Origin of the sequence: Streptomyces sp. KR80, from assembly GCF_052245555.1 — a bacterium.
In the GTDB taxonomy this organism is placed as follows: domain Bacteria; phylum Actinomycetota; class Actinomycetes; order Streptomycetales; family Streptomycetaceae; genus Streptomyces.
In genome coordinates this window covers 263,523-271,004 of the sequence record NZ_JBQQCD010000009.1, presented here as the reverse complement: position 1 = coordinate 271,004, position 7,482 = coordinate 263,523, and the positions used below count along the sequence as shown (strand labels likewise).

The 7,482-nt window shown below is 69.9% G+C and carries 8 protein-coding genes and 1 tRNA gene; 4 read left to right on the top strand and 5 right to left on the bottom strand.

The features are described 5' to 3' along the window. Positions 1-557 (bottom strand): sugar-binding domain-containing protein (locus tag ACTWQI_RS16175; protein ID WP_443271030.1); only part of this gene is annotated, 557 nt, incomplete at its 3' end. Positions 558-806: 249 nt separating this feature from the next. On the opposite strand from ACTWQI_RS16175, the gene ACTWQI_RS16170 reads away from it, so the two are divergent. Both ACTWQI_RS16170 and ACTWQI_RS16165 read left to right on the top strand, forming a co-directional pair. Further along, entirely contained in the window at positions 807-1,835 is a 1,029-nt protein-coding gene (locus tag ACTWQI_RS16170; protein ID WP_443271027.1) for an alpha/beta fold hydrolase, read from the top strand. A gap of 101 nt (positions 1,836-1,936) precedes the next feature. After that, positions 1,937-2,296 (top strand): MmcQ/YjbR family DNA-binding protein, encoded by a 360-nt coding sequence (locus tag ACTWQI_RS16165; protein WP_443271025.1) that lies wholly within the window; start codon positions 1,937-1,939, stop codon positions 2,294-2,296. Here ACTWQI_RS16165 and ACTWQI_RS16160 read toward each other — a convergent pair whose 3' ends face one another. Both ACTWQI_RS16160 and ACTWQI_RS16155 read right to left on the bottom strand, forming a co-directional pair. Continuing rightward, positions 2,297-3,295, bottom strand: coding sequence for a transketolase family protein (locus ACTWQI_RS16160; protein ID WP_443271024.1), 999 nt, complete (start codon positions 3,293-3,295; stop codon positions 2,297-2,299). A 52-nt stretch (positions 3,296-3,347) separates the two neighbouring features. Continuing rightward, positions 3,348-4,052 carry a transketolase gene (locus ACTWQI_RS16155; RefSeq protein ID WP_443271022.1) on the bottom strand — a complete coding sequence of 235 codons (705 nt, stop codon included), beginning with the start codon at positions 4,050-4,052 and terminating at the stop codon, positions 3,348-3,350. A gap of 468 nt (positions 4,053-4,520) precedes the next feature. On the opposite strand from ACTWQI_RS16155, the gene ACTWQI_RS16150 reads away from it, so the two are divergent. Then, entirely contained in the window at positions 4,521-5,750 is a 1,230-nt protein-coding gene (locus ACTWQI_RS16150; RefSeq protein ID WP_443271021.1) for an RNA-guided endonuclease InsQ/TnpB family protein, read from the top strand. A 179-nt stretch (positions 5,751-5,929) separates the two neighbouring features. Here ACTWQI_RS16150 and ACTWQI_RS16145 read toward each other — a convergent pair whose 3' ends face one another. Then, on the bottom strand, positions 5,930-6,076 hold the full coding sequence (locus tag ACTWQI_RS16145) for a YiaA/YiaB family inner membrane protein (protein ID WP_443271019.1): 147 nt from the start codon (positions 6,074-6,076) through the stop codon (positions 5,930-5,932). Between the two features lie 164 nt (positions 6,077-6,240). On the opposite strand from ACTWQI_RS16145, the gene ACTWQI_RS16140 reads away from it, so the two are divergent. Further along, positions 6,241-6,314: transfer RNA gene (locus tag ACTWQI_RS16140), tRNA-Pro, on the top strand. Between the two features lie 106 nt (positions 6,315-6,420). On the opposite strand, the gene ACTWQI_RS16135 is transcribed toward ACTWQI_RS16140, so the two are convergent. Beyond that, positions 6,421-7,152: a site-specific integrase gene (locus ACTWQI_RS16135; RefSeq protein ID WP_443271018.1), complete on the bottom strand. Its 732-nt coding sequence runs from the start codon at positions 7,150-7,152 to the stop codon at positions 6,421-6,423. Positions 7,153-7,482: the final 330 nt, after the last annotated feature.

Genomic DNA, 7,482 nt, shown 5'->3' with positions numbered 1-7,482 from the left:
TCCTGGTCCTCCAGATAGCTGCCGGAGGACCACTGGTGGACGCGGACCGCCAGCACATTGCCGCGCGACCGCAGCAGCCTGCCGACCGAGAACTCGTGCGGCAGCCTGCTGCCCTTGAAACTGCCCAACTCATGCCCGTTGAGCCAGACCTTGGCGCAGGACTCGACCCCCTCGAAGCGCAGCACGCTCTCGCCGTCGGGCCACGGCTGGTCGAGGTCGAAGACGAAGCGGTGATCCCCGGTCGGATTCTCGGTGGGCACGTGCGGAGGATCGATGGGGAAGGGGAACGCCGTGTTGGTGTACGCAGGCGCGCCGTGGCCGTGCAGCACCCAGTGCGCGGGGACGGGCAGCTCGTCCCAGCCGGCGTCGTCGAACTTCGGGCTCGCGAAGGACTCGTCCTGGGCGGTCGCGGTCGGCGACAGGCGGAAGCGCCAGATGCCGCCGAGACTGCGCCGCGCGGCGTCGGAGACCGGGAACCAGGCCCGGGGCGGTTGCGTGCCGACGCCGGGGGAGACGTCCTCGTAGTAGGGGAGCGGAGCGGGCCGGTCGTCACTCATTCTTCTCCTCGGTGCACGTGGTGGGCGGCGCAGGGAGCGGTGCATCGTGGTCCTGGAGAACACCCTGCACAACTCGGCCACCCCGGCAAACGTGCTCGCAGGACGGTGCGCCGGAATTCGTTCGTGTGTCATGTCCGCTACTCGACGAGCGGTGTGAGGCGGACGCGGCGGGGGAGGGACAGTTGCGGAACCGCAAGATGCAGGCGCGTCAGCGCACTGCGGGGCAGACCGACACGGAAGGCGAGCCGCATGACTCAGCACGACGGCAGCGCGACCGGAACGGGTGGCAGGTCCGGTACGGGCAGCACCAGCGTCACAGCCGACACCGGCTCCGGCACCTCGGGAGGCACCGCCACCGCGTACCGAACAGACCACTGGGAGAGCCCGGACGGCGTGCGCGTCGCGACGTACACATGGTCGCCCAGCGGCAAGACGCGCCCGCGTGCGATCGTCCAGATCGCGCACGGCGCCGCCGAACACGGCCTGCGGTACGACCGGTTCGCCCGCTTCCTCGCCGCGCACGGCTACGCCGTCGTGGCCTGCGACCACCGCGGCCACGGCGCGACCGCAGCCGCGACCGGCGGCTACGGAGTGGCGGGCGACGACGCGTGGCGCGGGATCGTCTCCGACCTCCGCGGCATCGGCGACCGCGCCCGCGCCGAGTATCCGGGAGCGCCGCTGGTCCTGTTCGGCCACAGCCTCGGGTCCATGCTGGCCCGCGACTGCGCCCAGGAGTACGGCGACGAGCTCGCCGGTCTCGTCCTCTCGGGCACTTTCCGCTCACTGCCCGGCGCCGAGACCGAGGAGTCGATCGCGAGCATGGAAGAGGAGATCACCCGGCGCGGCCGCGCCGCGCTCTCCGACTTCGTCCCCGACCTCTTCGCCTCCTTCAACGACCCGTACGTCCACCGGACCGGCTTCGAGTGGCTGTCGCGCGACGACGCGGAGGTCGACGCCTATGCGGGCGACGAGCGGTGCGGCTTTCCCTTCAGCGCCGGGCTCGCGCTCGACTGGGTGCGGGCCGTCCGCAAGATCAATGACCCGCGGAACCTCGCCCGTATCCCGGAGGAGCTGCCGGTCCACATCGCCGTGGGCACCGAGGACCCGTGCCATCAGGGGATGACCCTGGTGTACGAACTTCTGGAGGACTTCCGGTACCTCGGCACTCGGGACCTGAGCTGGAAGGGCTATCTCGGCGCCCGGCACGAGATCCTCAACGAGACCAATCGCGACGAGGTGCAGCACGACCTCCTGGAGTGGCTGGACAAGCACGTCTGACCGGGCGGCTGCGCCGGGCGTTGTCAGTGGCGCAGGCTACGGTCGCCGGGTAGTGGTGAGTTCGCGGGATTTCGCGGGACGCGCGAGAACGGAGGACCGGGATGGCCGCCGCCGAGGATGTACGCCGGATCGCACTGTCACTGCCGGAGACGGAGGAGAAGCTGGCCTGGGGGATGCCCACCTTCCGCGTCCGAGGCAAGATCTTCGTCTCGCTGGCCGACGACGACGCGTCCATAGGGATCAAGTGCCCGATCGAGGAGCGGGCGGAGCTGATCGCGTCGGAGCCGGAGAAGTTCTTCGTGCGTCCGGGACACGACGACAACTTCGCCTGGCTGCGGGTGCGGCTCGCCGCACTGGACGACGACGAGGAGCTGCGGGCCATCCTGCTCGACTCCTGGCGGCAGGCGGCACCGCGCAAGCTCGCAGAAGCGTACGACGGGGACGAGGCGCCGGCGGTCTGATCAGGCGGGGCGGCCGAGGAACGCGGTGATGCGCTCACGCAGCCCTCGAGGGTCGAGGCCATGGGCGGCGAGGTGCTCGTCGATGGCGCCGTAGCGGCGCAGCTCGCGTCGCCAGGTGCCGAGGCCGAGGACGCGGTGCGGGGTGTCGGCGAGCGCGTCCCCGGCAGCGGCGACGGACGTTCCGGCCAGGTACGGCTCGACGAGGACGACATCGGCGGCCGCGGCGCCGGACCGGTTTGCGGTGCCGGTCCGGCTTTCGGCGCCTGACCGGCTTGCGGTGCCGGTCCCGGCGGCTCCGGCAGCAGTGGCGGCTCCGGCGACGGCGGCGCGGAGGGCGGCCGCGTCGAAGGGCCGCACCGTGGCCGCGTACAGCACGGTCACGTCCAGGCCCTCGACTGCCGTCAGCACGTTGTCGAGCATCGGGCCCACCGCGACGACCACTCCTGACCGCCCCTCCCGGACGGGCAGGAATCCGCTGCTCCCGGTGACGGGCCGCGCGGACGCGTTGTGTTGCGCCGAGAGCCGGACGTAGACCTTGTCGTCCTTCGCGGCGGCGGCATGGCGCAGCAGCTGTTCGGCCTCGTCGGGATGCCCGGGTACATGGACGGTCCAACTGTCCAGCGTGTCGAGCAGGGCGACGTCGCCGGGCGCCATGTGGGTATAGCCGCCGGCCGGCCAGTCGTAGGACGCGCCCGCACTGACCAGCACGCCGCCGACGCCCTGATGCCCGAAGTCCAGCTTCACCTGCTCGAACGGGCGCTCGACGAGGAAGCTGGCGAAGGTGTGCATGATCGGGCGCATGCCGGTCAGCGCCAGGCCGCCACCCGCGCCGATCATCAACTGCTCGCGGATGCCGACGTTGATCACCCGGTCCGGATGGCGGCGGCGGGCCTGGTCGAACCCGTCCGTCCCGATCTCGGCGAGGACGACGGCAAGGCTCGGGTCCTCGTCGAGGAGCCGGGAAGTGGTGGCGGCGAAACGCTCACGCATCGTGTCCAAGGCAGGTTCCTCTCGTGGCTGTGGGCTGCGGGCTGGGCTGTGGGGGAGCGGCTCAGGCGTGCTTGGGTGCGACGCGGGCGACGACGGCGTGTGGCCGTCCCGGGTGGGGTGCGGTGAAGGCCTCGTACAGCGCCTCGTGGTCGTGCCCGTCCACGGTCACGGCCGACCATCCGGCCACCTCGAAGCGGGAGGCGATGCCGCCGGGCCAGCCGTGAGTGGCGGAGGAGTTGTCGACGACCAGCGTGTGGAGGCGGTCGAGCCCCGCGGAGGGGGCGTAGGCGATCGCCTCGTGGTTGCTGCCCTCATCCAGCTCTGCGTCGCCGATCAGCACCCAGACCCTGGGGTCGGTCAGCCCCTGGGCCCGCAGCCCGAGGGCCGTTCCGACGGCGAGCGGCAGCCCGTGTCCGAGCGAGCCACTGCCGATCTCGGCGCCGGGAACGAGCATCCGGTCGGGGTGGTGGCCGAGGGGGGAGTCGTACCCGCCGAAGCCCGGGAGCAGGGCCACGGGAAGGAAGCTCTTGGCGGCGAGAACGGCGTAGTACGCCATGGGCCCGTGCCCCTTGGAGAGCAGGAAGCGGTCGCGGTCGGGCGCGTCTACGGTCTCGGGGGAGACGCGCAGGACGCGGTCGTAGAGCACCCAGATCGCGTCGAGGGTCGAGCTCGCGGCGGGACTGTGCTTCTCGTCGCCGGTCATGCGCCGCATGAGGTCCGGCAGTTCGCTGTAGCCATAGGTGATGGCATGCGCTGTGGAGGTCATGCCGAAGAGCGTGCAACCTCAAGCTAGCTTGAGGTCAAGCGAGACGCTGAGTAGCCGAAACAGCGCATTAGGTGACCGCTCTGCGGACGGCCGCCCAAGGTGACGAGTCCCAGGGCCGCCACCGGGACCTGCAGGAGCTGCCGGGCGACCACCCGGGACGGACGGCACATGTCCCCGTGGCCGGTGTCCACCGGGGGTCGGCGTCTGGGGGTGACCGGTCAGCTGCCACCCCCAGGAGTGGCTGGCCGGTCAGACGCTCTTCACCTGATTCCTCCGAGGATGCCCCGGCCTTCAGGCCGGGGTGGGGGTACCTCCCGCTTGCGGGGGGAGGATCGGACTCCTGCGGAGCGGGACAGGGAAAGCCGAATCGCTGTCAGGGCGATTCGGCGTCCACCCGCCACGGTGGTGAGCAAGGCGATCAAGACCAATCGCTCTCAACTGTCTTACCTCCCAGGTAGGTTGGGATCCATGGCGATGGAAGCGAAGGCGGAGGACCCGGGGCACGCCCGGTACGCCTACCGGGTTCGCGTTTCCGCTGTCGCCGAGCGTCTGCTTCTCGGCGAGTGGGACCGGTGCCGCTGGGTCTGGAACGAGTGCGTTGCCACGTCCAAGGCCACGCATGAGTGGAACAAGCGGCGGCCGGAAGGGGTGGACAAGCGAACGTGCGGTCCGGCGCAGCTCGACAAGATGTTGACCGAGGCCCGCCGGGTAACGCCGTGGCTGCGGGACGGGTCGTCGGTGCCGCAGCAGCAGATCATCCGGGACTTCGGAAAGTCGAAGGCGAAGGCGCAGAAGGACATCCGCGAGCGCCTGCCGATGCGGCAGCGGGCCGGGATGCCACGCTGGAAGAAGAAGCGCGAGGCCGACCCGAGCCTGAACTACACCCGGCGAGGTTTCCGCATCAAGGACGGGCGCCTGCACCTGGCCGGCAGTATCGTCCTACGCCTGGTGTGGTCGCGGGAGCTTCCCAAGCCGCCGTCGAGCGTGCGGGTGTACCGGGACAGCATCGGCCACTGGTACGCGAGCTTTGTCGTACCCGCGGTGACCGAGGAGCTGCCCGAAACCGGGCGGGTGATCGGTGTCGACTGGGGCGTGCGCGAGACTGCGACCACCACCTCGGACGCGCACGATCTGCCGCACGCCCAGCACGGCCGCATGGCGCAGGCGAAGCTGACCCGGTACGACCGGATGATGGCCCGCCGTCGGCCGAAGAAGGGTCAGGCCGGCTCGAAGGGCTACCGGGCGGCGAAGAATCTGCGAGCCAAGGCGTACGAGAAGGTCGCCCGGCAGCGGGAGGACACCGGCCGCAAGTGGGCCAAGCGCGTGGTGACCGACCACGACGCCATCGCGGTGGAAGATTTCCGCCCCAAGTTCCTCGCCAAGTCGAACATGGCCCACAAGGCGGCCGACGCCGCGATCAGCGCCACCAAGCGCGCTCTGATCGAGATGGGCCGCAAGCACGGTCGGGATGTCAGCCTCGTGCATCCCGCGCACACCACGATGGACTGCGCCAGGTGCGGAGCGAGAACCAAGCACGCACTACCTCTTTCGGAACGAACGTATGCCTGCACCGCGTGCGGAGCTGTATCCCCTCGGGATAAGAACTCCGCCCGCGTGATGCTGGTCCGGGCTGGTCTGGCCCCGGCTGGTGCTGAGGGCGTAAGACCACCCGAGGCGCTGCCTCGGAAGGCTGCCTGAGCCAGGAATCCCCACACACGCCACGAAGGCTGGAATCCCCCGCCTTCAAGCGGGGGAGCAGTCAAATCGAACGGATCGTGCTCGGAGATCAACTTGTCCAGCCGGGCCTTGTCCACCCGGTTGGTCACCTCCTCCATCTCCGCACTTGGCGAGGGTGAAGCTCGAGGTCACGACGAAGATCAGCCCGAGGGCGAGGAACCCCGCTCCCAGGCCCCCACGGGCAGCTTCGAGATGCCGTACGCCAAGGCCACCACGGAGATCCCGAACGAGATCGCGGCCTGCACGAAGAACGCCGTGGTCGTCGGCCGCTGGATAGGTCCACTCATGCCCGTAGAGTCGACCCTGCGCCCGGCAAGCGCATGAGTAGCCGTACTCATCCCGTCATGGCCCGTCCGGACCCACCAGGGCGAATGGGGTGGCCAGCCACCCCCTGAGGTGCGGTATTGTTCTCGTGCGCGGTCGGCCGGGGCAACCCGGGCCGTTCGGGCACCGGGACGTGGCGCAGCTTGGTAGCGCACTTGACTGGGGGTCAAGGGGTCGCAGGTTCAAATCCTGTCGTCCCGACGGTTCTGACCAGCGGCTTTGCCCAGGCGGGCAGAGCCGCTGGATTCGTTTTCGGACCCGGTGATGGCAAGGTGATGGCGGCCTTTGTGAGGCCGCCTGTTGTTTCTCAGGCGGCCTGTTGCCCCGAGCCCCTGCCTCTCCCATTTCCTTGTCGCCGTTGGTGCTGGTCGGCGCGGTTCAGGGCCCGTTCCAGGGCGGCCACCGCGTCGCGGGCGGCCCGCGGCAGCAGATGCCCGTAAAGGTTGACGGTCGTCGCGAGTGTGGAGTGCCGCAGGGTTTTGGACACCACCGCCAGCGGCACCCGCGAACTGATCATGATGGCGGCCGCGGTGTGCCGCAGGTCGTGAACGCCGATCAACGGCAGCCCGAGCTCCTGCGTGCGGCGCCGCAGTGCGATCAGTACGCTCTGCGGGCGCAGCGGAGATCCGTCCCGGTGGCAGAAGACCAGCCCAGTCAGCGATGCACCCTGGGGCAGGGAAGCGCGTGCAGCGTCGGCCCGCCGGTGCAGCGCGGCTGCGACCCGCGGTGAGAGGCTCACCCAGTTGCGGCTGGCCCTCGTCTTGGGTTTGCCGAGGTGGAGGCGGTTGTTGTCGACCGCAGTCAGATTCCAGCGGACGAACAGCATCCGCTCAGCCAGGTGCACATCCGCCCAGTGCAGGCCAAGCGCCGCGCCGCGCCGCATCCCCGTACCGAGCAGCAGCTCGAACAGGTCAGCCAGCTGATCGGCGTAGGCGTCGGCATCGTGCCGCAAGAAGGCCGAAGCCTGTTCTGGCGTCCAGCACAACCGCTCCGGTGCCACCGGCCGCGGCATGAAGGCGAACCGGGCTGGATTGTCCATCAGCAGCCGGGTCCGCACCGCGTGGCTGAGAGCGCTCGAGAGCGTCGCGTTGGCCCGGTAGACGCTGGTCCGCCCACGTCCGCGGCCACCCAGCCGGCGATGTGCCGGAACTGCAGATCGGAGAGTTGAGCCGCCCGAAGGCCGGGATCAGGTCGCCATGCACGTGGCCGCGATAGCGGGCGTACGTGGTGGGCTTGAGGACCTCCTCCTTCGTCGCGAGCCAATCGGTCAGATACGCAGCTACCGATAGCCCCTCGTCGCCGTAGATGCCGGTGCGCTCCGCCTCCACCGCCCGCAGAAGGGCGGCGTCGGCCGTCGGCATCGCGACAG